We start from the raw sequence: 23,285 nt of genomic DNA, 5'->3' as shown, positions 1-23,285 counted from the left end.
CGGCGGACGATCACCGTCGGGGCGCGCCCCGGCCGTCCTCACGATCGCAGACGGAACCCCGCCGCGCATCAGCCCCTGGTGGCCCCGCGCAACGTACGCGGCCGGGCGCCGGGCCGGCCCGCCGCCCGCCCGCCGCTCACGCCCGGGCGCCGGGCCGGCCCGCCGCCCGCCCGCCGCTCACGCCCCAGGCCGTGGAACCGGTCACGCGGGCTCGGCGAGTGCCTTGTCGCGGTCCTAAAGGTCAGGCGGGCGTGAGTGCCTGGTCGCGGTCCCCCGGGTCAGGTGGGCTCGACGAGGGCCTGGCTGCGCTCCCACAGGCGGCGGGCCAGGTCGGGGTCGTCCGCCAGGCGGTGGACGGCCGAAGGGCGGCGCTTCTCGTAGTGCCCGCCGGGGGCCCAGTCGGCGCCCGGCCGCGAGGTGGCCAGCCAGACCAGGGTGTCGGCGCCCTGCTCGGGCGTGAGCAGGAACCGCTTCAGCGGCGTGTGGTAGAGCAGCCGCGCCGCGCTGTCGCCGCCGCCGGAGAAGTTGGTGGCCACCACGCCGGGATGGAAGGAGGCCGTGGCCAGGCCGTCCGCGCCGTGGCGGCGCTGCAGCTCGCGCGTGAACAGGATGTTGGCCAGCTTGGAGTTGGCGTACGCCCGGCTGCCGGAGTAGCGGCGCACCGCGTCGAGGTCGTCGAGGTCGAGCCGGGCACGGGTGTTGAGCAGGCTGGACGTCGTGACGACCGTGCCGCCGACGGCCAGCAGCCGGGACAGCAGCAGCGTGGTCAGCAGGAACGGCGCCAGATGGTTGACCTGGAAGGTCGCCTCGTGGCCGTCGGGCGTGGTGGTGCGCGAGCCCATGATGGCCCCGGCGTTGTTGACCAGCACGTCGATGGCCGGGTGGCGGTCGAGCAGGGTGGCCGCCAGGTCGCGTACCGCTGACAGGCGCGCGAAGTCGGCCACGTGGTGGTCGGCCGCCAGCTCCTTGGCCAGCGCCGCGGTCTTGCCGGCCGACCGGCCGACGAGGACGACCTCGTCGCCCCGCTGTCGCAGGGCGCGTGCAGCGGCGCGGCCGATGCCGTCGCTGGCGCCGGTCAGGACGATGGTCTTCTTCGCCATGGGCCCGATCCTTCCGCATCCGGCCCCCACCATAGATCGCAAGGCGGCGCACCCGCCACGCCGGGGGCGTCCCGTGGCCACGGCGTCAGGGTCCGAGCGGTGAGGGGCCGGTGGGCAAGGGCCGAGCGGTCAGGGGCCGAGTGGTCAGGGGGTGGTGGTGAGGAAGCGGGCGGCCGGGTCGTCGCCGAGGGAGGCGTCGAGGCGGGCGCGCATGTCGGGGCTCAGGTCCGGCAGCTCCCGCAGGGGAAACCAGCGGGCCTCGGTGTTCTCGCCGTCGGCCGGGTACGGGTCGCCGGACCGCCATCGGCAGCGGAACACCAGGTCGAGATAGCGGGCCCGGTCGCCGTTGGGGTAGGTGACCTCCCGCGTGACGTGCACCAGGGCCAGCCGTTCCGCGACGGCCCGTACGCCGGTCTCCTCGGCCACCTCGCGCACCGCGGCGTCGGCGGGCTGCTCGCCGGGGTCGATGATGCCGGTCACGGGCGTCCAGGCGCCGGTGTCGCTCCGGCGGACCAGCAGCACCTGGTCCTCGTGCAGCACGACCGCGGTCACCCCGGACAACCACAGCGGCTCGGTGCCGATCTTCTCGCGCAGCGCGAGCACGAACTCAGGGGTTGGCATCGGTCCAGCATATGCACCGGACGCCGGCCGCCGGAGGCACACTGCGCGCCGGGCGCCCCCGGGGAGCGAACACGTTTCCGGCGTGCCGGGCATGCGCCGGACGGCCATAACCCCATAAAGTCTATAGGTAATAAGGATAATCCCAAGGAGAGGTAAGCAGCCATGTCCGGCTTCACGTCCTGGCCTAGCCTCGGTTCCATGTCGATCGACGAGAACGCCCTGCTCCCCGATCCCGGCCGCGCCGTCGTGGCGGTCGAGCCGCCGGTCCCGGCGCACGGCCACTGGGCGGGGGCGCCGAGCGCCGTCGCCGCGGACGGGCTGATCTACCTCGCCTACCGCCTGCGCCGCCCGGTCGGCGAGGGCCGCGGGTACGCGGTCGTGGTCGCCCGCTCGTCCGACGGCGAACGCTTCGAGCCGCTGACCACGATCACCCGCGAGGAGATGGACGCCGAGTCGCTGGAGCGGCCCTCCCTGGTCCGCACCCCGCAGGGACGCTGGCGGCTGTACCTGAGCTGCGCCACGCCCGGCACCAAGCACTGGCGGGTGGAGGTCGTCGAGGCCGCCGACCCTGCCGCGTTCGACCCGTGCACCCGCACCACGGTGCTGCCCGGCGACCCCAAGACCGGGGTCAAGGACACCGTGATCGTACGGCGCGGCGACGTGTGGCACCTGTGGGCCTCCTGCCACCCGCTGGCCGACCCCGACGAGGCCGACCGGATGGTGACCGACTACGCCACCAGCGCCGACGGCCTGGACTGGACCTGGCACGGCACCGCCCTGACCGGCCGGCCGGGCCTGTGGGACGCCCGCGGCGTCCGGATCAGCGCCGTGCGCTTCGACGGCGACCGGGTCGTGGCCTTCTACGACGGCCGCGGCAGCGCGGAGGAGAACTACGAGGAGCGCACCGGCGTGGCCGTGGGCGCCGACCCCGACGCGCTGGCCGCCCTGGGCGACCGGCCCGCCGCGATGTCCCCGCACCACGGCGGCGGCCTGCGCTACCTCACCTTCGTCGACCTGCCGGACGGCGGCCTGCGCCTCTACTACGAGTACACGCGCGCCGACGGCGCCCACGACCTGCGCACGGAACTCCGCCCAGCCCGCTGACCGACCCGCTGCCCGGCCCGGTCCGGCCCGGACCAGCCCGACCGCCACGGTCGGCGTCGCGGCCAGAGATCGCGGCCAGAGATCGAGGTCAGGCGTCGCGGTCAGGCGTCGCGGTCAGGCGTCGCGGTCAGGCGTCGCGGTCAGGCGTCGCGTCCAGGGGCGCGGTCAGGTGACGCGATCAGGTGGCGCGGCCAAGGGGCGTGGGCAAGGGGCCCGTGGCCGTGGGGCCGGTGGTCAGGGGGCGCGGCCGTTTCTGGCCTGGCGCTGGCCGGGTGGCCGGCTGCCGACCAGGCCGCCCGAACGTTCCCGCGGCCGCAGCCAGTCGCTGAAGTCCTCGCCGGTGACCTGCTGGAGCAGCTCGACGTCCGCCGCGAAGTAGGGGATCAGCCGCTGCCGCTGCGCCCACTCCAGCGGCCGGCGGGCCCGGCCGCGCCGCTGGAGCAGCCGCTCCAGCGGCCCGGACAGGGACGCGGGAAGGGTGCGGCGCAGGGCGGACAGCAACGCGTGCCGCGCGCCGGGGTCCGGGTGCGCGGTCACGTTCTCCCTCGGGACGCCGGTGAGCAGGCCCTGTCGTACGCCGAGGAAGCCGCAGATGCGGTCCAGGGTCTCGGCGGGGCGGTCCACGATGTCTCGGTAACGGAAGATCAGCACCTGGTCGCGGGGGAACAGGGTGAACAGGTGGGCGAGCTGCTCGCCGTACCGGCCGAGGGCGGTGTAGTGCCAGAAGTGCGCCCAGCCGGCCGCGATGCGCTCCGGCTCGGCCTCGCAGGCGCGGACGAGGTCGCCGATCGGCTCCAGGCCGGCCGACCACAGGTGGGTCCAGTTGGAGTGGGCGCGCTCGACCGGGTCCCGCAGGCTCACGATGAGCCGGACGTGCGGGATCGTCTCCCGGATGCGGCGTTGGGCGTCCAGGTCGTACAGGTAGAAGGGGGTGGACTCGCCGGCGAGGGTGCCGGGGGGAGCGGCGGCGAACAGCGCCTCGTAGTCCGCGCGCCGCCAGACGTGTTCCCGGTAGGTCTCGGCGTCGCCCGGTCCGCCCCGGCCGGGGGGTGGCCCGTCGGTGAGGAAGAACTTCGGCTCCTTGATGGGCGACAGGAACAGGTCGGGGTGCGGGTGCAGCGCGGTGTGCAGCGCCGTCGTCCCCGCTTTGGGCACTCCCGCGATCAGGAAATCGGGCAAGGGCACCGTCGTCCTCCCAGTGACGAGAACCGATATTGCCTGATTTTCCTACCAAAAGTGTAGGAAGCCAAGAGGCTCCCGCGATGTCACCGGCGGGCGGGCGAGACGGACGCGGCGGTCTCGTCCCCGGCCGTCCGGCCGCCGCGACGGCCGGGCAGCGCCATGGTGACGGCCGCCGCGGCCAGCGCCGCCCCGCAGCCGACCAGCATCCCGGTGCGGAAGCCGGCCTCCGACGGCAGCGTGTGCGCGCCCAGCCGGATCGTCAGCTGCGACAGGATCACGCCGACGACCGCCGCCGAGACCGTCGTCCCGATCGAGCGCATCAGCGTGTTGAAGCTGTTGGCGGCGGCCGTCTCCGTCCGGGGCACCGCGCCCATGATGAGGGCCGGCATCGCCCCGTAGGCCAGGCCCACGCCGAGGCTGCACACGCAGGTGACGACCAGCATGCCCCAGGCCGAGCCCAGCAGGCCCAGGGAGGAGCCGTAGCCGAACGCCATGACCAGGCTCCCGGCGATCAGGGTGACCTTCGGGCCGCGGGCGGCCGACAGCCGGGCGCCGAGCGGCGAGACCGCCATCATCATCAGGCCCGAGGGGGCCATCCACAGGCCGGCGGCCAGCATCGACTGGCCGAGCCCGTACCCGGTGGCCGCGGGAAGCTGGAGGATCTGCATGACGATCAGCGCCTGGGCGTACATCGAGAAGCCGACCATGATGGAGGCGAGGTTGGTCAGCAGCACCTGCCGCCGGGCGGTCACCCGCAGGTCCACCAGCGGCTCCGCGGCGCGCAGCTCCCACAGGGCCCATGCCGGCAGGATCAGCGCGGCCGCGCCGAGCAGCCCGAGCGTGGCGCCGCTCGCCCAGCCCCAGTCGGCGCCCTTGGAGACCCCCAGCAGCAGGCACACCAGCCCCGCGCCGAGGCCGAGCGCGCCCGGCACGTCCAGCCGCCCGGCCGCGCCCGCGCGGGGCGGCGGGGGGGTGGGCGGCACCAGCACCCGGATCAGCACCGCGATCAGCACGCTCAGCACGGCCGAGCCCCAGAACAGCACCCGCCAGCTCGCGTACTCGGCGACCGCGGCCGAGACCGGCAGGCCGAGGGCCCCGCCGATGCCCATGGACGAGCTCATCAGCGCGATCGAGGGGCCGAGCCGGTCGGGCGGCAGCAGGTCGCGCAGGGCGCTGATGCCGAGTGGGATCAGGCCCATCCCCATGCCCTGTAACCCGCGCCCGACGATCATGGGGCCGAGCGACCCGGCCAGCGAGCAGATCACCGACCCGGCGATCAGCGGCGCGGTGCAGACGAGCATCATGCGGCGCTTGCCGTACAGGTCGCCGAGGCGTCCGGTGACCGGCGTGGCGACCGCGCCGGCCAGCAGGGTGGCGGTGATCACCCAGGAGGCGTCGGAGGCGGTGCTGCGCAGCAGCCGCGGCAGCTCGCCGATCAGCGGCACGACCAGGGTCTGCGTGAGTGAGGCGACGATGCCGGCCACCGCCATCACGCTGACGATGCCGCCGGGCCGGGCGGTGGATGTGGGGCCTCCCACGGTGTTCTCCCGTCGTCGAAGGATGTGCACGCTACACATCATGTGTTACGTACACAATTCATGTAAGGTGCACATATCTCGCGAAAGGGGGGATTGGGATGGAAAAGCCCACACATCTCATCGAGTTCGAGACGATGTTGCTCGGCCGGCACCGGCACTACGACCGCAGTGCCCACCTCCTGCTGCGGCGGCTGCACGGCGCGGGCCCGATGTCCATCGGGCAGCTCAGCGACGCCTTCGGCCTGGACGTCTCCACGCTCAACCGGCACACCTCGGCCCTCCTGCGCGCCGGCCTGGTCGAACGCATCCCCGACCCCGAGGGCGGCATCGCGCGCAAGTTCCGCCTCACCCCGGAGGGCGAGCGCAGCCTCACCGAGGAGCGCGAGAGGAACGTGCGCGGCCTGGAGAAGGTGATGGCCGACTGGTCGCCGGAGGACGTCACCGCCTTCGCCGACTACCTCCGGCGTTTCAACACCGACATCGAACGCCTGGCCGGCCGCCCCTGGCCGCGTACCTGAGCCGGGCGTACCTGAGCCGGACACGCGTGAGGGCCCCCCGCCGGGACGGGCGGGGGGCCCTCACGCGTGCGTACCGGTGTGCGTGTCGCCTCTCGGCGAGGGGCACAACGCGGCTCCAGCCGAACGGTAGTCCGCGAAGGCGATAGGTGAGGCCCGGGGACACTGGGCACACCGGCCACGAGGGATGTAACGGCGGCCGCCGCCGGGATGTTCCCGGCAGATCAGGCGAAGTGCATGACGATGGCCAGGCCGACGAGGTGCGTGACCACCACCACGACCAGCAGCGTGACGAACACGAACTTGGCCGGGCCGTGCTCGAAGTGCTTGCCCTCCTTCAGCGGAGGCAGCTTGGCCTGGCGCTCGGCGATGCGCTCCTCCAGGGGCTTGCGGTGAAACATGAGGTGTCCCTCTTTCGGCGGCCCGGCCACGGGTACGATTTGTGTGGCATCGATTTGCAGGCTATTAGTTTGTACACAAAGTAAGTTACCAGACGGCATCGGAGGCGTACACGCATGGAGCCTGTGACAGAGGCGACAGACCTGCTGGCGCTCGACCGGCAGGTGTGCTTCGCCCTCAGCATCGCCTCGCGCAGCGTGATCGGCCTCTACCGGCCGCTCCTGCAACCCTTCGGGCTGACCCACCCCCAGTACCTGGTGATGCTGGCCCTCTGGCAGCACGAGCCGCTGTCGGTCAAGGAGCTGGGCGAGCTCCTGCAGCTCGACCCCGGCACGTTGTCCCCGCTGCTCAAGCGGCTGGAGGCGCTGGGCTACGTCCACCGCGAGCGCAACAGCAAGGACGAGCGCGCCCTGGCCGTCACCCTCACGCCCGCCGGCCGGCAGCTCAGAGCCGAGGCGGAGAAGATCCCGCCGGCCATCGTCGCCCGGCTCGGCATGGACCTCGACGAGCTCCAGGACCTGCACGCCGCGCTGATGCGACTGATCGCCGCGGCCCGCCGCGACACCTGACCCGCCCGCCGCGGCCGCCGCGACACCTGACCCCGCCCTCCATGCGCGGCCGACAAGCAACTTCAGTTGACTATGGCGCCGATAGTCAACTACGGTTGCTCGCGTTCGCGGATCCCCTTCGTGTCGCTGGAGGCAGCATGTCCATGGTTCACGCCGATCGTCCGAGGTTACGGCAGGAGCTCGACCGGCTGGTGGCCGACGACCGCGGGCCCGGCGTCGTGGCCGATGTGCGGGACGGCGACGACCCGCCGTGGTTCGGCGCCGCGGGCGTGGCCGACCTGGAGACCGGCCGCCCCCGCGGCCCCGGGGAGCACTTCCGCATCGGCAGCTTCACCAAGGCGTTCGTCGGGACCGTCGTGCTGGGCCTGGCGGCCGACGGCGACCTGGCCCTGGACGCCCCGGTCACCACCTGGCTGCCTGGCGTCGTCGAAGAGTACTTCCCCGGCGCCGACGCCGCCCGCATCACCCCGCGGCTGCTGCTCAACCACACCAGCGGCCTGCCGGACGCGATCCCCGGCCAGGAGACCCCGCCCGCCGGGGAGCCGGGCGGGCGGTTCGTCTACTCCAAGGTCAACTACAACCTGGCCGGGATGATCGTCGAGGCGGCGTCCGGCTCGACGCTGGCCGAGCAGATCGACCGCCGCGTCGCGGCCCCGCTGGGGCTGGCCGGGACGTACCTGCCCGCGGCCGGCGAAGGACTGCGCGACCCGCACGCCCGCCACTACTCCGGCCAGGACGAGACCGGCCAGGAGACCGTCCGCCACGACGTGACCGACGCCGACCTGTCATGGGCCTGGGCCGCCGGCGGCATGGTCTCGACCACGGCCGACCTCCACCGCTTCCTGGCCGCCCTGCTGGGCGGGCGGCTGCTCCCGCCCGCCCAGCAGGAGGAGATGTTCACCACCGTGCCCACCGTGCCCACCGAGGGCGCCGGCTGGGTGCCCGGCGCCCGGTACGGGCTCGGCGTCTACTCCCAGCGTTTCCCGTCCGGGGTCACGCTCTGGGGCGGGGGCGGCTACATCCAGGGGTCGATGACGTACGCGATGGGCGACCGGCAAGGTAACCACACCCTGGTCGCCAACGTGAACGGCGACTGGGGCGACTTCCTGGCCACCTGCGCCGACCTGTTCCAGGCCGAGTTCGGCTGACCGCGCGGGCCCCACCGGCTCAGACGAGCCCGGGGACGGCCACGTCGGCCGTCCTGACCTCGCCCGTCCGGCCGGCGAACATCTCCGCCATCCGCTCGACGCCCGGGAACACCGCGACCGTCATGAACAATGTCCGGCCGTCCCGGCCGCCGAGCGCGGCGGCGAAGCAGGCCCGGTCGAGCTCGATCCGGTCGGTCACCTCGCCGCCCTCGCGCACCCGTACGCAGGCGGCCCCCTGTTCGTCGTCCACCTGGGTCCAGATCGCGCCCTCGGCGTCCATGCAGATGCCGTCGCCGCCGACGGGCGCCCACACCCGGCGGCCGGACAGCCCGCCGTCCGCGCCGATGTCGAACGCCGTCAGCCGCCGCGTCCAGGACTCGGCGACGACCAGCGTGGAGCCGTCCGGGGTCACCGCCATCCCGTTGGGGAAGTACAGGTCCTCGGCGACCACCCGGGCCTGGCCGCCGGGGCCGACCAGGGCGATCACGCCGGGCGCGAAGCCGGCCCGGCCGAAGTCGAAGCCGACGCAGTTCACGTAGATCCGGCCGCGGCCGTCCACGACGACCTCGTTCGGCCCGGCCGGCAGCTCGCCCAGGTCGGCGTGGACGGACGTCGTGCCGTCCGGCTCCACGCGCAGCAGCTCGCGCTCGCCGGTCACCAGCAGACGGCCGTCGGGCAGCCAGGCGAGGCAGAACCCGGCGGGTTTCGGGCCGCGGCCGACCACCTCGCGCTCGCCGTCCGGGCCGACGGCGACGATCTCCTGCACCCCCCAGTGGGAGAACCACAGCCTGCCCTCGTGCCAGCGCGGCGACTCGCCCACGCACAGCCCGGTCACCAATGTCTTCGTCTCGGTCATGTCGTCATGCCTCCTTCTGCCCCTTACACGAAGGGCGGGGGCCCGGATCGACATCGCCGGGGAGAAAAGATGCGCGCCGGATCTACAGGGCGGCGCGGGCGCGCTCGGCCAGCGCGGCGCGGTCGATCCCCGCCAGGGCCAGCGCCCGCGGGACCGTGCCCACCTCGGCCTGCAGGACGCCGAGCAGCACGTGGACCGGCCGCAGGTCCTTCTTGCGATGGGCGGCGGCCAGCCGCTCGATCGCCAGCTTGACCGACGCCCCGAGCTGCGGGCGCCGCTCGGGGTCGGGCGTCGAACGCAGGTCGAAGGCAGCCGCCGACACCCCGGCCGCGGCCAGGCTGTGCTCGAACTCCCGCCGCAACGCCGCCCGCAGCCCCGCCTGGTCGAGCCCGGCCGCGGCCAGGACCGCCCGCGCCGCGGTGTCCTGCGGCGCGGCCATGGCCAGCAGCACGTGGTGGGCCTCGATCGTGGGGGAGCTCTCCGCGCGCGCCTCGGCCTCCCCCCGGATCAGCACGTCGTGCAGGTAGCGGTCGAAGGCGCCGCTCATGCCCGCCTCCGCAGCTCGACCCCGGCCGCGATGAGCCGCTTGGCGTGCTTCTTGTGGACCGCCTGGCGGGTGACGCCGAGCGCCTCGGCCACCTGCGGCCAGCTCCAGCCCGCCCGCATCGCCTGCTCCACGGCGGCGTCCTCCAGCTGGTCGGCCAGGCGGCGCAGCGCGACCACGGCCGCGAGCGCGTCCGCGGGCTCCTTGACTGACATTCCAGCCACCCTAGGCGTCCGGCCCCGGAACAGGCAATTCAGGTTGCTTGGCGGGGAGCCGAGGCGTCATGCCGGGAGCCATCGGGTAGGGCCAGGGATGTCATGAGCACGATCGAGAACGCCGGGGCGGCCGCCTACCGCATCCCCACCGACCAGCCCGAAGGCGACGGCACGCTGGCCTGGCGGTCCACCACCATGGTCGTCGTCACCCTGACCGCCGCGGGCGTCACCGGCACCGGCTGGACCTACGCCCCGGCCGCCGCCGCCTCGGTCGTCACCGAGCTGCTGGCCGGCCTCCTGACCGGCGCGGACGCCGCCGACATCCCCGCCCTGCACGCCGCGATGCTCCGGCAGGTGCGCAACGCGGGCCGTCCCGGCGTCGCCGGCTACGCCGTCTCGGCCGCCGACGTGGCGCTGTGGGACCTCAAGGCGCGCCTGCTCGGCCTGCCGCTGACCCGCCTGTTCGGCGCCGCCCGGCCCGAGGTCCCCCTGTACGGCTCGGGCGGCTTCACCACCTACGACGACGAGGCCACCACCGCCCAGCTCGCCCGCTGGGTCCACGAGCAGGGCATCGGCCGCGTCAAGATCAAGATCGGCGAGTCGTCCGGCAGCCGCCCCGACCGCGACCTGCACCGCGTGGCCCTGGCCCGCCGCGTCATCGGCGACCGGGCCGAGCTGTACGTCGACGCCAACGGCGGCTACACCGCCAAGCAGGCCGTCCGCCTGGCCGCGCGCATGGGCGAGCACGACGTGACCTGGTTCGAGGAGCCCGTGTCCTCCGACGACCTGCCGGGCCTGCGGCTCGTCCGCGAGCGGGCCGCCCCCGACGTCACCGCCGGCGAGTACGGCTGCGACCCCGCCTACTTCACCCGCATGTGCCGGGCCCAGGCCGTCGACTGCCTTCAGGTCGACGCCACCCGCTGCGGCGGCTACACCGGCTGGTTCGCCGCCGCCGCGATCGCCGCGGGCCACAACCTGCAGGTGTCCGACCACTGCGCGCCCAACCTGCACCTCCCGGCCGCCGCGAGCACCGCCAACCTGCGCCACGTCGAGTGGTTCCACGACCACCAGCGCATCGAGGCCGAGCTGTTCGACGGCGCCGCCGACCCCTCCGGCGGCTCGGCCCGCCCCCGGCCCGACGCCCCCGGCCACGGGCTGGAGCTGCGCGCCGCCGCCGCCGAACCCCACCGCGTGGCCTGACGGAAGGAGCCGGCGCCGATGCGGATCGAGGACTACGCCCTGATCGGCGACATGCACACCGCCGCGCTCGTCGGCCGCGACGGCTCGATCGACTGGTTGTGCCTGCCCCGCTTCGACTCGCCCGCCTGCTTCGCCGCGCTGCTCGACGGCCCGTCCGCCGGACGCTGGCTGCTGGCCCCCGCGGGCGGCGGCCGGGCCACCTCCCGCCGCTACCGCCAGGGCACCCTCATCCTGGAGACCACCTGGGACGGCCCCGGCGGCAGCGTCCGGGTGGTGGACTTCATGCCGCCCCGCGGCGAGGCCCCCGACGTGGTGCGGATCGTCGAGGGCGTGCGCGGCCGGGTCGAGATGACCATGGAACTGGTGCTGCGCTTCGACTACGGCCACGACGTCCCCTGGCTGCGCTACGAGCCCGGCGTGCTGGCCGCGGTCGCCGGCGGCGACGCCACCTGGCTGCGCACCCCCGTCGAGCTGTGCCCGGACGCCGACCGGCACCGCACCACCGCCTCCTTCACGGTGGGGGAGGGGCAGCGGGTGCCGTTCGCGCTGACCTGGCAGCAGTCGTGGCTGCCGCGCCCGGAACCGGTCGACCCGCCCGAGGCCCTGGCCGACACCGAACGGCTGTGGCGCGAGTGGGCCGGCCGGTGCGGCTACCAGGGCGACTACGACGAAGCCGTCCGCACGAGCCTGCTCACCCTCAAGGCCCTCACCTACGCCCCCACCGGCGGGCTCGTCGCCGCCGCCACCACCTCGCTGCCCGAGCAGCTGGGCGGCTCGCGCAACTGGGACTACCGCTACTGCTGGCTGCGCGACGCCAGCTTCACCCTGCAGGCCATGATGACCGCCGGCTACGACGCCGAGGCGCGCGCCTGGCGCGAATGGCTGCTGCGGGCCGTCGCCGGGCACCCCGCCGACCTGCAGATCATGTACACCGTCGAGGGCGGCCGGCGCATCCCCGAATGGACCGCCGACTGGTTGTCGGGCTACGAGGCGTCCCAGCCCGTACGCGTCGGCAACGCCGCCTCCGGCCAGCTCCAGCTCGACGTCTACGGCGAGACCCTCGACTGCCTGCACCTGGCCCGCCGGTCCGGCCTGGCCGTCGACGACGAGGCCTGGGACCTGCAGAACGCCCTGATGAACTACCTCGAAGGCATCTGGGACCAGCCCGACAACGGGCTGTGGGAGACCCGGGGGCCGCGCCGCCCGTTCGTGCACTCCAAGGTGCTGGCCTGGGTCGCGGCCGACCGCATGATCCAGGCTGTCGAGACGTTCGGCCGCGACGGCCCGGCGGGCCGCTGGCGCGCCCTGCGCGAACGCATCCACCAGGACGTCTGCGCCCACGGCTACGACGCCGAACGCAACACCTTCACCCAGTACTACGGCTCGACCGGCCTGGACGCGGCCCTGCTGCTCATCCCGCGCCTCGGCTTCCTGCCGCCCGGCGATCCGCGCGTCGTCGGCACCGTGGACGCGATCGCCCGCGACCTCGTCCACGACGGTCTCGTCCTGCGCTACCAGGCCGAGGAGGAGAACATCGACGGCCTGCCCGGCGGCGAGGGCACCTTCCTGGCCTGCTCCTTCTGGCTGGCCGACGCCCTGGCCGCGACCGGCCGCCGCCGCCGGGCCACCGAGCTGTTCGAGCGGCTGCTCGGCCTGCGCAACGACGTCGGCCTGCTGGCGGAGGAGTACGACACCGTGCACCACCGGCAGGTCGGCAACTTCCCGCAGGCCTACAGCCACGTCTCGGTGATCAACAGCGCCACCGTCCTGTCGGGCAGGTTCAGGCCTGGGCGCCCTCGGCATCAAGACGGGTGAAGGTGGCCCCGTGCAGCACGGCGCGGGCGCCGAGCACGTGCCCGTCGCACATCCTGGTCACCGTCCCGGCCTGGTCGGTCACCTTCCACCGGACCAGCTCCTGGCAGGGCCGGCCGGCCCGGTCCTGCGGCCAGGTGCGGTGGCAGACCCGGCACTCGGTGATGTTCGCCCGGTAGGACAGGGTGTTGCCGTGCTCGGGACAGACGCCCCACGGCATGCCGCAGACCTGCTCACGCTGCGCCCGCAGCCTGGCCAGGTCGCCGGCCGCCCGTTGCAGGTCCTCGCCGCCCCGGTCCAGCCAGTCGGCGGCGTGCCGCGCGGCCCGGAGCTGGTCGCCCTCGGGGGATCCGGCGGGCTCGCCGTCGCACAGCGAGCGCACCTCGGCGGCGAGGTCCTGAGCGCGGCGCGCGAGGTCGCGCAGCTGGGCGGGGGTGACAGTCATGAGGGCTCTCATCTCGTCAGGGCCGGGCGGCAACGGTGGGCGACGGTCACGCGACGGGAACGGCCGGGCGGCCGCTCCCGCCCTCCAGTCTCCTCAGCCCGGCGCGCTCGTGGCGCGCTCGCGGCCCACGAGTTCGCGCGCCCGACGGCCGAGGGGCGTCAGGACGTGGGGACGCCGCTGTAGGCGGGCCCGAAGAACACCAGCGTCACCAGGTCCTCGGTGACGTCGTGGAAGCGGTGCTCCTCGCGGGCCGGGACGAACAGGGTGGTGCCGGGGCCGACCTCGGTGGTGACGCCGCCCGCGGTGAAGGAGGCGCGTCCGCTGGTGACGACGTAGATCTCGTCCTCGGCGTGTGGCGACTGGCCGTCGACGGCGCCGGCCGGGATGGAGTACGTGCCGAAGCTGAGCGCGGGCACGCTCAGGTGCTCGGCGAAGTTGGCGGAACCGTCCGGGGCGGGCTCGAACCGGCCGCTGTCGATGATCTCCATGGCCGGTGATCCTCTCATGCCGCCGCGAGCCGCGCCGTCGGCGGGGAGATGCTTGCGGCATGCCCTAAATGTGAGTAAATGTCACGTCATGTGGAGTGGCTGGAGTGGCCGGATGTCCGCGGCCGTCAAGCGTGAGCTGGCGTACGTGCGCGGGCAGGCCGCCGGGCTGGCCAAGCCGGGGTCGTACCAGCGGTTGCAGGCGCTGCAGATCGCCAAGGCGACGCTGGCGGCGGTGCTGGCCTGGCTGACGGCCAGCCGGCTGCTGGCGCTCGGCGCCACCTGGATCGCCCCCGCCACCGCGGTGATCATGGTGCACGCCACCGTGTACCGCACCCTCACCAACGGCCTGCGCCGGGTCGCCGCGGTCGGCGCCGGGGTCATCCTGGCCGGCAGCATCGGGCACCTGCTCGGCCTGGGCGTGCTCAGCCTGGTCCTGGTCGTGCCGCCCGCGCTGATCGCCGCCCGCTGGCACCGCATGGGCAACCACGGCTCCGACGTCGCCACCACCGCCGTGCTGCTGCTCTCCTTCGCCGCCGCCTCCCAGGAGCGCTACCTGCTGGCGTACGTGCTGGCCACGGCCATCGGCGCGCTGAGCGGGGCGTTGGTCAACAGCGTGTTGTGGCCGCCGCTGTACCGCGACCGGCCCGACGCGGCCGTGCGCCGCCTGGCCCGCGAGACGGCCGCGCTGCTGACCTCCGTCGCCGAGGGCTTACGGGACGAGTGGAACCTCTCGGCGCTGCCCGACTGGGAACGCCAGGCCGTCCGGCTGGACGAGCACCTGGCCGACGCGGCCGCCGCCGTGGCCGACGGCGCCGAGAGCCGCCGCTACAACCTGCGCCACAGCCTCCACCCGGTCACGGCCGCGCAGGACCACGAGCAGGTGCTGCGCCGGCTGACCACGCTGGCCGCGCACGTGCACACGATCGTGCACGCCCTGGCGCACCTGGAACACCACGACGGGCCCTCGACCGACGTCAGCCCCGACTACGCCCGCGACTACGCCGACCTGCTGGACCTGCTGGGCGACGCCTTGACCGCCACCGTACGGCGCGACCCGGACGCCGGAAAGGCCCGCACCCTGCTCGGCCGGGCGGAGGCGCAGGCGAGCCGCATTCACGACCAGATGACGACGGAGATCCAGAAGGGCGAGGTCGCCCACCCGGCCGGCTGGGCGCTGAGCGGCAGCCTGCTCACCGACGCCGAACGCATCCTGGCGGTCCTGACCGACATCCTGGCGGCCACGCCCGCCGGCCAGGACGACGACAACCGCCCCTCCTCGCCCGCCACCCACCCCTGACCCGCCGACCGGCCCCCGTTTGCGCCGGGGGGCCGTCGCGCGGCACACTCGGGAGCCATGCTCATCAGGTCGTTCCCCGAGCCGGACGTGCCCACGGCCCTGCTGGCCCAGGTGCGCGACCTGCAACGGGAGGCCTGGCCGGGCCACGACTTCCCCGCGCCCGACGGCGGCGGCCCCGCGCACGACCCCGCCCTCGCCCCCCGGACCATGATCCTCCTCGACGAGGGCACGGTCCTGGCCGCCCTGGACATCCTGTCCAAGACCCTCACCCACGCCGGCCACCGGTTCCGCGCCGCGGGCCTGAGCACCGTGGTGACCAGGAAGGCCGCCCGCGGCCGGGGGCACGGCCGCCGCCTGGTGGGCGCCGCGCGCGCGGCCGTCGCCGAGGCGGGCTTCGACGTCGCCCTGTTCACCTGCGACCGGCCGCTCCAGGGCTTCTACGAGAGCGCCGGCTGGTCGGCCGTCCCCGGCGCGGTGCTGGTCGGCGGCACGCCGCAGGCGCCCTTCCCCAGCGACCGGCCCGGGTTCGACAAGGTCACGATGGGCGACTTCCCCTCGGCCCACGGCCGGGCGCACCGGCTGTCGTTCCACCACGCGCGCGTCGAGCTCCACCCCGGGGAGATCGACCGGCTCTGGTGAGCCTGCCTCAGGCGTCCCGGCCTCGCCGGACCAGCGGCAGGAAGACCTCGTCCACGATCTCCACCAGGACGTCGTCCGGGGCGCTGGGCGCACCCCGCACCACGAACTCGTTGCGCAGCAGCACGATGGCCACCGTGGCGACCCTCGGGCGCAGCGACTCGGGGTCGGCCTCGCCGCGGGCCACCGCCCGTTCCAGGACGGCCAGCCAGGGCGCGGCCACCGCGTCGTCCGACTGCTCCTGGAGCTGGGCCAGCAGCTCGGCGGCGCCGCCGGCGGCGGCGATCAGGTCGCGCAGGATCGCGCCGAGGGGCGAGCTCCAGTAGCGGTTGGCCCGGCGCAGCAGCTCCAGGGCGTCGCCGCGCAGCTCGCCGGTGTCGGGCGGCGAGACCGTCGTGGCCAGCCGCTTGTAGGCGGCGACGCCGAGGGCCAGGCGGCCCGGCCAGCGGCGGTAGATGGCGTTCTTGTTGGTGCCGGCGCGGGCCGCGACCTTGTCCATCGTGAGCCCGGCGAACCCGGACTCGGTGAGCTCGTCGGCCGCCGCGCTCAGGATCGCCTCCTCCAGCGCGGCCCCGCGCCGCCGTGTCCGCCCGCCTGCCTCGGCCATCGCCACCCTCCTCGGTCTGAGGGTACCGACCGTACCTCACATAGGCTAAGGTACGGGCAGTACCGTAAATCTGAAGGGAACAGCCATGCGTGCCAAAGGCATCAGCTACGACACCGGTTTCGTCGTCAACGGGACGATCGGCCACCCCGGGTTCGACCCCGACGCGGTGGCGCGCGAGATGCGCGTCATCCGGGACGACCTGCACTGCACGGCCGTCCGCGTCATGGGCGGCGACCCCGAACGCCTGGAGATCGCCGCCCGCCACGCCGCCGACCTCGGGCTGGAGGTCTGGTTCTCGCCCTATCCGCTGGAGCTGACCGAGGAGGAGATGCTGGCGCTGTTCGCCGACTGCGCCGAGCGCGCCGAACGGCTCAGGCGGCGCGGCGCCGAGGTGGTCTTCGTCACCGGCGCCGAGCTGTGCCTGATGAGCAAGGGCTTCCTGCCCGGGGACGACATCGACGAGCGGGTCGCCCTGCTGAGCCGTCCGGAACGGGTGCGCGAGCTGGTCGGCGGCGTCCGCACGCGGGTCAACGACTTCCTCGGGCGGGCGGTGGCCGTCGTGCGCGAGCGGTTCGGCGGCCGGGTGACCTACGCCTCCGTGCCGCTCGAAGGCGTCGACTGGACGCCGTTCGACCTGGTCTCCGTGGACCTCTACCGGTCGGCCGAGATCGTGGACGTCTTCGAGCAGGGCGTGCGCGGCCTCGTCGCGGAGGGCAGGCCGGTCGCGATCACCGAGTTCGGCTCGGCGACCTACCGCGGCGCGGGCGACCGCGGCGCGCTCGGCCTGGAGATCGTCGAGTACGCCCCGGGCACCCGCGAGCCGCTCCGGCTGACCGGCGAGCACGTCCGCGACGAGGAGGGCCAGGCCGCGTACGTGCGCGAGCTGCTGGAGATCTTCGACGCCGCCGGCGTGGACAGCGCCTTCGTGTTCACCTTCGCGCTGCGCGACCACCCGCACCGCCCCGACGGCGACCCCCGCGACGACCTGGACCTGGCCAGCTACGGCGTCGTCAAGGTCTACGAGGACCGCTCCGGCACCGCCTACCCCGGCCTGCCCTGGGACCCCAAGGCCGCCTTCGCCGCCGTCGCCGGCCACTACGCGAAGCACTGACGTGACCCTGCCCACCGCCACCCTCGGCCGCACCGGCCTGCGCGTCAGCCGCCTCGGCTACGGCGCCATGGAACTGCGCGGCCCCCGCGCCTGGGGCCCGCCGGTGTCCGACGACGCGGCCCGCGCCGTGCTGAACGAGGCCCTCGACGCCGGGGTGAACCTCATCGACACCGCACCCGACTACGGCGACGCCGAGGAGCACATCGGCCGCTGGATCGCGCACCGCCGCGACGAGTTCGTCCTGGCGGGCAAGTGCGGCTGCTCCCTCACGGACGGCGACCCCGCGCACGACTACACGAGGGCGAACGTGCGCGCGGGCGTCGAGCGCAGCCTGCGCCGGATGCGCACCGGCCATCTCGACGTGCTGATGGTGCACCTCAGCCCGAGCGTCTCGGTGATGGCGGCCGAGGACACCGTCGCCGGGATGCGGGCACTCCAGGACGAGGGCCTGATCCGCTTCACCGGCATGTCGGGGGAGCTGCCGCACCTTCCCGACCACATCGCGACGGGCGCGTTCGACGTGTTCCTGCTGCCCTACTCGGCGCTCGACCGCTCCCACGAACGGCTCGCCGGGGCCGCCGCGGCGAGCGGGGCGGGCACGATCGCCCGCGGGGCGGTGGCCCGCTCGCTCGCGCCGCCGCCCGAGGCCGTGCCAGAGCCGGTGCGCCGGCCGCTGGCGCAGCGCCACGCCCGGCTCGCCGCCGCCCGCCTGGAGGAGCTGGCCGACGGCGCGCCGGTGACCGAACTGCTGCTCCGGTTCATCCTCGGCCATCCGGAGCTGCACTCGGTGATCGTCGGCTCGGCCCGGCCGGAACACCTGCGGGCCAACGTCGCCGCCGCCCGCAAGGGCCCGCTGCCGCCCGACGTGGACGCGGCCGTCCGCGCCCGCCTGGGCCCGGCGTAGGGCAGGCGGGTCACTGGTCGTCGAGGAAGGTGAGCACGGCCATGACCCGGCGGTGGCCGCCGTCCGAGACGGCCAGGCCGAGCTTGGCGAAGATGCTGCCGATGTGCTTGTGCACCGCGTTGTCGGTGATCGTCAGCCGCTCGCCGATCTCGGTGTTGCTCAGGCCCTGGGCCATCCAGGACAACACCTCCCGCTCCCGGCCGGTGAGGCTGTCCAGGCCGTGGCCCCGCCCGACCATGAGCTGGGCGATGACCTCGGGGTCCATGACCGTGCCGCCCGCGGCGACCCGGCGGACGTCCTCGACGAACTGGCTCACCCGGCTGACCCGGTCCTTCAGCAGGTAGCCGACGCCGCCCGAGCCGTGCGCCAGCAGTTCGCGGGCGTAGATGCGCTCGACGTACTGGGACAGGACCAGGATGGGCAGGGCCGGGTCGGCGCGCCGGAGGTCGACGGCGGCCCTGATGCCCTCGTCGCGGAACGACGGCGGCAGCCGCACGTCGGCGATCACCAGGTCGGGCCGGTGCTCGGTGACGGCGTCCAGGAGGGCGCCGGCGTCCGTCACGACCGCGGCCACCTCGATGTCCTTGCTGGTCAGGAGCAGTTCCAGCCCCGTGGACAGCAGGACGTTGTCCTCGGCGATCACGACGCGCACGGCAGCTCCACGACGAGACGGGTGGGCCCTCCGGGAGGGCTGTCGATGGACAAGGTACCGTCGAGCGCGGCGGCCCTCCTGCGGATGCCGGTGACGCCGGTGCCGCGGCTCTCGTCGACGCCGCCCCTGCCGTCGTCGCAGACCTCGATGCGCAGCACGCGGCCGGACGCCAGCCGTACGGTGACGTGGCCGGCGCCGCTGTGCTTGGTGGCGTTCGTGACCGCCTCGGCCACGATGAAGTAGGCCGCCGTCTCGACCGCGGCGGGCACCGCGCCGAGGCCGCTGACGTCCGTCTCGACGGGCAGGCCGGCCTTGGCCGTCACGGCGGCCACCGCGCCGGCCAGGCCCCTGTCGGCCAGGACGGGCGGGTACATCGTCCGGATCACCTGCCGCAACTCGGTCATCGCCTCCTCGGTGCCCTCGTGCGCGTCCTTCAGCAGCCGGCCGACGGGCCCGCCGTCGTCGTCGAGCGCCTCGCGGGCCATGGCCAGCCGCATCGCGATGGCGACCAGCCGGGCCTGGGTGCCGTCGTGCAGGTCGCGCTCGATGCGGCGCAGCTCGGCGGCGTGCGCGTCGAGGACGTTCGACCTGCTCTCGGTCAGCTCGCCGACCCGCTCGGCCAGCCGGTCGGCCTCGGAGGGGGCGAGCGCGGCCAGGCAGGCGCGGGCGTGCAGCCGGGCCAGCCGCGGCAGCGCCCACCAGGCCAGCGGCGCGGCCAGGACGACCTGCGCGACGCCCATGCCGATCGCCTGCTCCCATCCGGTGACCGGGAGGGCCACCAGCAGCCGCAGCGGTTCGTCCGCGGGGAACAGCCACCACAGCGGGGCCTCCAGCACGGGGTTCACCAGCAGCCCGGCCACCCCGAGGGCGGCCAGCGCGGCGGGCAGGCCCACGACGACGTGCAGCGCCGTCCAGCGCAGATCACGCCTGGCCCGCGTGCCCGTGAGGAGCTGCCGCCACTGGTCGCGCACCCCGGTCCTGGCCGGCGGCGCCGGGCGCGCCGGCACGTCGACCCCCAGCACCGCGCCGGCCTGCACGCGCTGCCACTCGGTCCACCGGTGGAGCACCGCCATCATGCGCGGCACCAGGACGAGCCCCACCCCGCCCACCGGGACGAGCGCGACGCCCACGGCCAGCACCGCCAGCGAGACCATCGCCGCCACGGCCGACGCGAACACCGTCAAGTGATACCGAACGAACCGCCACAGAGCTTTCACGTCACGTCATGATCTTCCGGGCGGGTAGCTCCATGGCGAGGGACACAATCGTCATCACTGCCAGGATAGAGGCCGGGACCAGCCACAACGGCCCGGCAGGCAGCGGGCGGGCCAGGAAGCCCACGCTCAGCAGCACCAGCGGCACCGCCGACAGCACCAGCCCCGACACCGACGCCCCGGCGCCTACGAGCAGCGCCTCCCAGCGCACCACGCGCCTGAGCTGACGCGGGGTCAGGCCGATCGCGCGCAGCCCGGCGAACTCCTCCCGGCGCGCGGTCGTCGTCGCCACCAGCCGGTTGGCGACCGCCACCAGCACGTAGCCCAGCAGCACGGCCAGCACGGCCACGTTCACCAGCGTCTGGGCCGAGGCCATGGCGGCCTGCGGTCCGGCGGCCTGGTGGTCGAAGCGCAGCTCGGGGCGGCGCGCGAGGTCGCCGAAGTCGGCCGGACGGGCCAGCACCGCGCTGTCCAGGCCGGTCGTCGTGTGCGCGGCGGCCAGGTCGCGGGAGACCACGATCGGGCCGAACCCGAGGCCGCGCCGGTAGGTGGCGGCCACCCGCGCCCGCACCCGCGCGCCGTCGCCCATGATCAGGTCCATGCTCCCGCCGACCCGGCCCAGGCCCTCCTCCACCGCGACGGCCGCGCCCTTGAGGCCGGACAGGCCGCCGTCGGCGAGGTCCAGGTCGACCAGGCCCTCGGCGTCCGGGCCGAGCGCCATGGCGGGCGTGGCCATCAGGGCGGGGCTGTCGCCGGTCAGCATCGGCTCGGTCACCACGGTCGTCATCGCCATGCCCGCCGCCTTCGTCCGCGAGCGTACGTCGGCCAGCAGGCCGCGCGGGACGCCGCCGAGGTCAGGAGCGGTGATCGTGACGAGGCCGCGCAGGCCCACGGCGACCTCGTCGGCGCGCGCCTTGGCCATCGTGGTCTGGCTGAGCACCACGCTGAGGCCGAGCGTGACGACCATGCCGAGCGCGGCCACGGCCCCGGCGGTGCGCAGCGCGTACCCGTGGGAGTTGTGCACCGCCAGCCACAGCGGGCCGGGCAGCCGCGTCATGAGCCGCGACCCGGCCACCGCCCTGGCCGCCCCCTGCACCAGCCGCGGACCGGCCAGCGCCAGGCCGATCACCGCGACGATCGACGCGATGCCCGGACCGATCATGCCCGCCTCGCTCCGCATGAACAGCGGCGTCACGGACAGCGCCAGCGCGGCGAGCATGAGCAGCAGCCCCGCCCGGGTCCGCGCCGGCGACGGCATGCGCGGCTCGGGCAGCCCGGAGACCACCGGCATGCGCGACACCCGCAACGACCCCGCCCACGCGGCCACCCGCGTGACGCCGAGCAGCAGCAGCGTCGCGGCCAGGGCCGGCAGCGGCCCGTACACCAGCGGCTGGTCGGCGCGCACCAGCCCGATCCCGGCCAGCAGCTCGCCGAAGCGGGCGGCCAGGAAGTAGCCGAGCGCGGCCCCGAACGGCACGGCCGGCAGCGCCGCCGCCGCGGCCTGGACGGCCACCAGCCTGCGCACCTGACGCGGGGTCGCGCCGGCCGCGCGCAGCAGGGCGAGGTCGCGACGCTGCCGGTTGACCGACAGCGCCAGGCCGCCGCCCACCACGAACCCGACCACCAGCAGGCTGATCCCGCCGATCGAGGAGGGCAGGATCAGCAGCAGCCCGCGGCCGGCCGCCGCGCCCGGCGATTCCGCGTCGGCCCGGTCCCGGCCCGTGGCGTACGCGTAGCCGTCGCCCAGGCGGGCCTTCAGCCGGGCGGCCAGCGTCTCGGGGGAGACGCCGGGCGCCGCGCGGACCGCGACGAGGTCCACCGTCCGCGGCCGGCCCGCCGTCCGGGCGGCCAGGGCGGTGGCGACGGCGTCGGTGAAGTACACGCCGGGGGCGTCCACCACGGCGCTCACCCGGTAGGTGCCCGGCGTGCCGGCCGCCGTCAGCCGCAGCCGGTCGCCGACCCGCCCGCCGCTCACCGCGATCTCGTCGGCGGCGCGCGGCGCCCGTCCGGCGGTGATCCGGCCGCTCAGCGCGAGGGACGACCAGCCGTGCCCGGCGGTGGCCGGGTCGGCGGTCCGCCCGGCCGTCCCGGACCCGACGGCGGCGGGAAAGGCGAGGTCGCCGGCCGCGGCCGCCACGCCGGGCACCCGTGACGCCGCGGCGACCAGCGAGCCGGGGATCCTGGCGCGTTCGGGCAGCGCGAGGTCCGGCTCCTCCTTCAGCGGGATCGTCTGCCGGGCCGAGACCAGCACGTCCGCGCCCGACAGCCGCAGGGGCGGCTGCGCGCGGAAGGCCGAGTCCACCAGCACCCCGGTCCCGGTCACCAGCGCCATCCCGCCCAGCACCGCGGCGAACACCACGGCCAGCCCGCCCGCCTTGGCGAGCGCCAGCGCGAGCCTGATCATGCCACCCGCTCCTCGCTCAGCCGGGCCAGCCGCACGGCCAGGTCCTCGGCGGTCGGGGCGGGCAGGATGTCGAGGACCCGCCCGTCGGCCATGACGACGGTGTCGTGCGCGCGGGCCGCGGCGGCCGGGTCGTGGGTGACCATGACGACGGTCTGGCCCAGGTCGTCGACCAGCTCGCGCAGCAGGTCCAGCACGTGGGCGGCGCTGCGCAGGTCGAGGGCGCCGGTGGGCTCGTCGGCGAACACCACGTCCGGGCGCGCGGCCAGGGCGCGGACGATCGCCGCCCGCTGCTGCTGGCCGCCCGACAACTCCGTGGGCAGGTGCCGCATGCGGTCGCGCAGGCCCATCCGGTCGACCAGCTCGCCGAGCCAGGCCCGGTCCGGCCGCACCCCGGCCATCCGCAACGGCAACGTGACGTTGTCCTCGACGGTCACGGTGGGCAGCAGGTTGTAGGACTGGAACACGTAGCCCAGGTGCTTCCTGCGCCACTCCGTGCGCCGGGTCTCCGACATGCGGGTGACCTCGACGCCGCAGATGGTGATCTCGCCGGACGTCGGCGGCTCCAGGGCCGCGGCGGCCTGCAGGAGGGTGCTCTTCCCCGAGCCCGACGGCCCCATCACGGCCACGAACCGGCCGCGCGGGAAGGCCAGCGAGACGTCGTCGAGGGCGACCACGCCACCGTAGGTCTTGCTCACCCGCTCCAGCGTGACGACCGCCTCCATCG

Annotated in this window: 25 protein-coding genes; 10 read left to right on the top strand and 15 right to left on the bottom strand. The window is 74.6% G+C overall.

Going from position 1 to position 23,285, the window contains the following annotated elements; translation table 11 throughout:
• Positions 1 to 278 precede the first annotated feature (278 nt).
• Both AB0J76_RS34170 and AB0J76_RS34165 read right to left on the bottom strand, forming a co-directional pair.
• Positions 279 to 1,100 carry an SDR family NAD(P)-dependent oxidoreductase gene (locus AB0J76_RS34170; protein WP_364391801.1) on the bottom strand — a complete coding sequence of 274 codons (822 nt, stop codon included), beginning with the start codon at positions 1,098 to 1,100 and terminating at the stop codon, positions 279 to 281.
• A 144-nt stretch (positions 1,101 to 1,244) separates the two neighbouring features.
• Entirely contained in the window at positions 1,245 to 1,721 is a 477-nt protein-coding gene (locus AB0J76_RS34165) for an NUDIX domain-containing protein (protein ID WP_352330941.1), read from the bottom strand.
• A 198-nt stretch (positions 1,722 to 1,919) separates the two neighbouring features.
• Between AB0J76_RS34165 and AB0J76_RS34160 the strand changes: the two genes are divergently transcribed.
• Positions 1,920 to 2,825 carry a hypothetical protein gene (locus AB0J76_RS34160; RefSeq protein ID WP_352330940.1) on the top strand — a complete coding sequence of 302 codons (906 nt, stop codon included), beginning with the start codon at positions 1,920 to 1,922 and terminating at the stop codon, positions 2,823 to 2,825.
• A 234-nt stretch (positions 2,826 to 3,059) separates the two neighbouring features.
• Here the strand turns inward: AB0J76_RS34160 and AB0J76_RS34155 are convergent, their stop codons facing one another.
• Together AB0J76_RS34155 and AB0J76_RS34150 are read right to left on the bottom strand one after the other, a co-directional pair.
• Complete coding sequence (locus AB0J76_RS34155) at positions 3,060 to 4,010, bottom strand: sulfotransferase (RefSeq protein WP_364391796.1); 951 nt, start codon at positions 4,008 to 4,010, stop codon at positions 3,060 to 3,062.
• An 80-nt stretch (positions 4,011 to 4,090) separates the two neighbouring features.
• Positions 4,091 to 5,545 carry an MFS transporter gene (locus tag AB0J76_RS34150; protein ID WP_352324442.1) on the bottom strand — a complete coding sequence of 485 codons (1,455 nt, stop codon included), beginning with the start codon at positions 5,543 to 5,545 and terminating at the stop codon, positions 4,091 to 4,093.
• Positions 5,546 to 5,643: 98 nt separating this feature from the next.
• Here AB0J76_RS34150 and AB0J76_RS34145 point away from each other — a divergent pair, with 98 nt between their 5' ends.
• Positions 5,644 to 6,063 (top strand): MarR family transcriptional regulator, encoded by a 420-nt coding sequence (locus tag AB0J76_RS34145; protein WP_352324441.1) that lies wholly within the window; start codon positions 5,644 to 5,646, stop codon positions 6,061 to 6,063.
• Positions 6,064 to 6,284: 221 nt separating this feature from the next.
• On the opposite strand, the gene AB0J76_RS34140 is transcribed toward AB0J76_RS34145, so the two are convergent.
• A complete protein-coding gene (locus tag AB0J76_RS34140) occupies positions 6,285 to 6,461 on the bottom strand; it encodes a hypothetical protein (RefSeq protein WP_189650423.1) in 177 nt (58 codons plus the stop codon).
• A gap of 123 nt (positions 6,462 to 6,584) precedes the next feature.
• On the opposite strand from AB0J76_RS34140, the gene AB0J76_RS34135 reads away from it, so the two are divergent.
• Both AB0J76_RS34135 and AB0J76_RS34130 read left to right on the top strand, forming a co-directional pair.
• Positions 6,585 to 7,028, top strand: coding sequence for a MarR family transcriptional regulator (locus AB0J76_RS34135; RefSeq protein WP_352324440.1), 444 nt, complete (start codon positions 6,585 to 6,587; stop codon positions 7,026 to 7,028).
• A gap of 137 nt (positions 7,029 to 7,165) precedes the next feature.
• Positions 7,166 to 8,176 (top strand): serine hydrolase domain-containing protein, encoded by a 1,011-nt coding sequence (locus AB0J76_RS34130; protein ID WP_352324439.1) that lies wholly within the window; start codon positions 7,166 to 7,168, stop codon positions 8,174 to 8,176.
• Positions 8,177 to 8,195: 19 nt separating this feature from the next.
• Here AB0J76_RS34130 and AB0J76_RS34125 read toward each other — a convergent pair whose 3' ends face one another.
• From AB0J76_RS34125 to AB0J76_RS34115, 3 genes are all read right to left on the bottom strand, one after another.
• Positions 8,196 to 9,032, bottom strand: coding sequence for an SMP-30/gluconolactonase/LRE family protein (locus AB0J76_RS34125; RefSeq protein WP_352324438.1), 837 nt, complete (start codon positions 9,030 to 9,032; stop codon positions 8,196 to 8,198).
• Positions 9,033 to 9,114: 82 nt separating this feature from the next.
• The gene (locus AB0J76_RS34120; protein ID WP_352324436.1) at positions 9,115 to 9,579 is read right to left on the bottom strand and encodes a Clp protease N-terminal domain-containing protein; all 465 of its coding nucleotides are present in this window, start codon (positions 9,577 to 9,579) and stop codon (positions 9,115 to 9,117) included.
• The gene (locus tag AB0J76_RS34115; RefSeq protein WP_352324434.1) at positions 9,576 to 9,791 is read right to left on the bottom strand and encodes a hypothetical protein; all 216 of its coding nucleotides are present in this window, start codon (positions 9,789 to 9,791) and stop codon (positions 9,576 to 9,578) included. Before AB0J76_RS34115 ends, AB0J76_RS34120 begins: the two co-directional genes overlap by 4 nt.
• Before the next feature lie 102 nt (positions 9,792 to 9,893).
• Between AB0J76_RS34115 and AB0J76_RS34110 the strand changes: the two genes are divergently transcribed.
• Both AB0J76_RS34110 and AB0J76_RS34105 read left to right on the top strand, forming a co-directional pair.
• Positions 9,894 to 10,991 carry an enolase C-terminal domain-like protein gene (locus AB0J76_RS34110; protein WP_352324433.1) on the top strand — a complete coding sequence of 366 codons (1,098 nt, stop codon included), beginning with the start codon at positions 9,894 to 9,896 and terminating at the stop codon, positions 10,989 to 10,991.
• A gap of 18 nt (positions 10,992 to 11,009) precedes the next feature.
• A complete protein-coding gene (locus tag AB0J76_RS34105; protein ID WP_352324432.1) occupies positions 11,010 to 12,806 on the top strand; it encodes a glycoside hydrolase family 15 protein in 1,797 nt (598 codons plus the stop codon).
• Here AB0J76_RS34105 and AB0J76_RS34100 read toward each other — a convergent pair.
• Both AB0J76_RS34100 and AB0J76_RS34095 read right to left on the bottom strand, forming a co-directional pair.
• Entirely contained in the window at positions 12,772 to 13,248 is a 477-nt protein-coding gene (locus AB0J76_RS34100; protein ID WP_352324431.1) for a hypothetical protein, read from the bottom strand. The genes AB0J76_RS34105 and AB0J76_RS34100 overlap by 35 nt on opposite strands.
• Before the next feature lie 158 nt (positions 13,249 to 13,406).
• Entirely contained in the window at positions 13,407 to 13,736 is a 330-nt protein-coding gene (locus AB0J76_RS34095; RefSeq protein ID WP_352324430.1) for a cupin domain-containing protein, read from the bottom strand.
• Positions 13,737 to 13,848: 112 nt separating this feature from the next.
• Between AB0J76_RS34095 and AB0J76_RS34090 the strand changes: the two genes are divergently transcribed.
• Both AB0J76_RS34090 and AB0J76_RS34085 read left to right on the top strand, forming a co-directional pair.
• On the top strand, positions 13,849 to 15,033 hold the full coding sequence (locus AB0J76_RS34090; RefSeq protein ID WP_352324429.1) for an aromatic acid exporter family protein: 1,185 nt from the start codon (positions 13,849 to 13,851) through the stop codon (positions 15,031 to 15,033).
• Between the two features lie 57 nt (positions 15,034 to 15,090).
• Positions 15,091 to 15,672 carry a GNAT family N-acetyltransferase gene (locus AB0J76_RS34085; protein ID WP_352324428.1) on the top strand — a complete coding sequence of 194 codons (582 nt, stop codon included), beginning with the start codon at positions 15,091 to 15,093 and terminating at the stop codon, positions 15,670 to 15,672.
• A 7-nt stretch (positions 15,673 to 15,679) separates the two neighbouring features.
• Here AB0J76_RS34085 and AB0J76_RS34080 read toward each other — a convergent pair whose 3' ends face one another.
• On the bottom strand, positions 15,680 to 16,276 hold the full coding sequence (locus tag AB0J76_RS34080) for a TetR/AcrR family transcriptional regulator (RefSeq protein WP_352324427.1): 597 nt from the start codon (positions 16,274 to 16,276) through the stop codon (positions 15,680 to 15,682).
• 85 nt (positions 16,277 to 16,361) lie between these two features.
• On the opposite strand from AB0J76_RS34080, the gene AB0J76_RS34075 reads away from it, so the two are divergent.
• Together AB0J76_RS34075 and AB0J76_RS34070 are read left to right on the top strand one after the other, a co-directional pair.
• The gene (locus AB0J76_RS34075) at positions 16,362 to 17,387 is read left to right on the top strand and encodes a hypothetical protein (RefSeq protein ID WP_352324426.1); all 1,026 of its coding nucleotides are present in this window, start codon (positions 16,362 to 16,364) and stop codon (positions 17,385 to 17,387) included.
• Between the two features lies 1 nt (position 17,388).
• A complete protein-coding gene (locus tag AB0J76_RS34070; protein ID WP_352324425.1) occupies positions 17,389 to 18,291 on the top strand; it encodes an aldo/keto reductase in 903 nt (300 codons plus the stop codon).
• 10 nt (positions 18,292 to 18,301) lie between these two features.
• Here the strand turns inward: AB0J76_RS34070 and AB0J76_RS34065 are convergent, their stop codons facing one another.
• From AB0J76_RS34065 to AB0J76_RS34050, 4 genes are read right to left on the bottom strand one after another with little or no spacing between them, the layout of a single operon-like run.
• Complete coding sequence (locus AB0J76_RS34065; protein ID WP_352324424.1) at positions 18,302 to 18,943, bottom strand: response regulator transcription factor; 642 nt, start codon at positions 18,941 to 18,943, stop codon at positions 18,302 to 18,304.
• The gene (locus AB0J76_RS34060) at positions 18,931 to 20,121 is read right to left on the bottom strand and encodes a sensor domain-containing protein (protein ID WP_352324423.1); all 1,191 of its coding nucleotides are present in this window, start codon (positions 20,119 to 20,121) and stop codon (positions 18,931 to 18,933) included. The genes AB0J76_RS34065 and AB0J76_RS34060 overlap by 13 nt, the downstream gene beginning before the upstream one ends.
• A gap of 40 nt (positions 20,122 to 20,161) precedes the next feature.
• Positions 20,162 to 22,561, bottom strand: a complete 2,400-nt coding sequence (locus AB0J76_RS34055) for an ABC transporter permease (RefSeq protein ID WP_352324422.1) — start codon at positions 22,559 to 22,561, stop codon at positions 20,162 to 20,164.
• On the bottom strand, positions 22,558 to 23,283 hold the full coding sequence (locus AB0J76_RS34050; RefSeq protein WP_352324445.1) for an ABC transporter ATP-binding protein: 726 nt from the start codon (positions 23,281 to 23,283) through the stop codon (positions 22,558 to 22,560). The genes AB0J76_RS34055 and AB0J76_RS34050 overlap by 4 nt, the downstream gene beginning before the upstream one ends.
• Between the last annotated feature and the right edge of the window lie 2 nt (positions 23,284 to 23,285).

It is taken from the genome of Nonomuraea sp. NPDC049624 (assembly GCF_040675255.1).
Lineage (GTDB): Bacteria > Actinomycetota > Actinomycetes > Streptosporangiales > Streptosporangiaceae > Nonomuraea.
This window is presented reverse-complemented; position numbering and strand designations above follow the sequence as displayed.

Excerpts from the sequence above, each read along its gene's own strand:
- AB0J76_RS34170 (WP_364391801.1), bottom strand. The coding sequence starts at position 1,100 with ATGGCGAAGAAGACCATCGTCCTGACCGGCGCCAGCGACGGCATCGGC.
- AB0J76_RS34165 (WP_352330941.1), bottom strand. The coding sequence starts at position 1,721 with ATGCCAACCCCTGAGTTCGTGCTCGCGCTGCGCGAGAAGATCGGCACC.
- AB0J76_RS34160 (WP_352330940.1), top strand. The coding sequence starts at position 1,920 with ATGTCGATCGACGAGAACGCCCTGCTCCCCGATCCCGGCCGCGCCGTC.
- AB0J76_RS34145 (WP_352324441.1), top strand. The coding sequence starts at position 5,644 with ATGGAAAAGCCCACACATCTCATCGAGTTCGAGACGATGTTGCTCGGC.
- AB0J76_RS34140 (WP_189650423.1), bottom strand. The coding sequence starts at position 6,461 with ATGTTTCACCGCAAGCCCCTGGAGGAGCGCATCGCCGAGCGCCAGGCC.
- AB0J76_RS34130 (WP_352324439.1), top strand. The coding sequence starts at position 7,166 with ATGTCCATGGTTCACGCCGATCGTCCGAGGTTACGGCAGGAGCTCGAC.
- AB0J76_RS34125 (WP_352324438.1), bottom strand. The coding sequence starts at position 9,032 with ATGACCGAGACGAAGACATTGGTGACCGGGCTGTGCGTGGGCGAGTCG.
- AB0J76_RS34120 (WP_352324436.1), bottom strand. The coding sequence starts at position 9,579 with ATGAGCGGCGCCTTCGACCGCTACCTGCACGACGTGCTGATCCGGGGG.
- AB0J76_RS34115 (WP_352324434.1), bottom strand. The coding sequence starts at position 9,791 with ATGTCAGTCAAGGAGCCCGCGGACGCGCTCGCGGCCGTGGTCGCGCTG.
- AB0J76_RS34110 (WP_352324433.1), top strand. The coding sequence starts at position 9,894 with ATGAGCACGATCGAGAACGCCGGGGCGGCCGCCTACCGCATCCCCACC.
- AB0J76_RS34105 (WP_352324432.1), top strand. The coding sequence starts at position 11,010 with ATGCGGATCGAGGACTACGCCCTGATCGGCGACATGCACACCGCCGCG.
- AB0J76_RS34100 (WP_352324431.1), bottom strand. The coding sequence starts at position 13,248 with ATGACTGTCACCCCCGCCCAGCTGCGCGACCTCGCGCGCCGCGCTCAG.
- AB0J76_RS34095 (WP_352324430.1), bottom strand. The coding sequence starts at position 13,736 with ATGGAGATCATCGACAGCGGCCGGTTCGAGCCCGCCCCGGACGGTTCC.
- AB0J76_RS34090 (WP_352324429.1), top strand. The coding sequence starts at position 13,849 with ATGTCCGCGGCCGTCAAGCGTGAGCTGGCGTACGTGCGCGGGCAGGCC.
- AB0J76_RS34085 (WP_352324428.1), top strand. The coding sequence starts at position 15,091 with ATGCTCATCAGGTCGTTCCCCGAGCCGGACGTGCCCACGGCCCTGCTG.
- AB0J76_RS34080 (WP_352324427.1), bottom strand. The coding sequence starts at position 16,276 with ATGGCCGAGGCAGGCGGGCGGACACGGCGGCGCGGGGCCGCGCTGGAG.
- AB0J76_RS34075 (WP_352324426.1), top strand. The coding sequence starts at position 16,362 with ATGCGTGCCAAAGGCATCAGCTACGACACCGGTTTCGTCGTCAACGGG.
- AB0J76_RS34055 (WP_352324422.1), bottom strand. The coding sequence starts at position 22,561 with ATGATCAGGCTCGCGCTGGCGCTCGCCAAGGCGGGCGGGCTGGCCGTG.
- AB0J76_RS34050 (WP_352324445.1), bottom strand. The coding sequence starts at position 23,283 with ATGGAGGCGGTCGTCACGCTGGAGCGGGTGAGCAAGACCTACGGTGGC.